We start from the raw sequence: 505 nt of genomic DNA on the forward strand, positions 1-505 counted from the left end.
GAGGTGCTTGAAGGAGAACAGCCAGTCCTCGATCGGCACCTTGCCCAGGTCCAGGGTCAGCAGGTCACCGACCGCGGACTTCAGCCCCTGGAACTTGCTGATGTCCGTGAGCGTGCCCTTGCTCAGCAACTTCGAGAAGATCGCGCGGAGCAACTGCTGCTGGTGACGCTGCCGGTCATAGTCACCCTTCGGCAGGTGCCGCTGGCGCGCGTAGTCCAGCGCCTCCCACGCTTTCAGGTCGCGGCACCCCTTCTTGTACGTGTACGGCGTGACACCCTCGCGACTCGTACTCGTGTGGTACTTGCCGTTCACGTCGTAGTGCTCCGACTGCACCACCTGGTCGATGCACATGTGCACGCCACCGAGCGCAGAAACGAGCTTCTTGAAGCCCTCATAGTTGATGATCGAGATCGCGTTGAACTTGATGCCACCCGGCACGAGTTGGTTGATCACCCGGGCGGTCGCGGTGACGCCGCGCTTGCGGCCCGCGGCCGAGTCGTCCGGC

The 505-nt window shown here is 63.4% G+C and carries 1 protein-coding gene; it reads right to left on the reverse strand.

What is annotated here, in order from left to right:
• On the reverse strand, positions 1-505 hold a 505-nt coding region (locus ABD191_RS29165; protein ID WP_344089222.1), incomplete at both ends, for an LCP family protein.

Source organism: Luedemannella helvata, from assembly GCF_039528415.1.
In the GTDB taxonomy this organism is placed as follows: domain Bacteria; phylum Actinomycetota; class Actinomycetes; order Mycobacteriales; family Micromonosporaceae; genus Luedemannella; species Luedemannella helvata.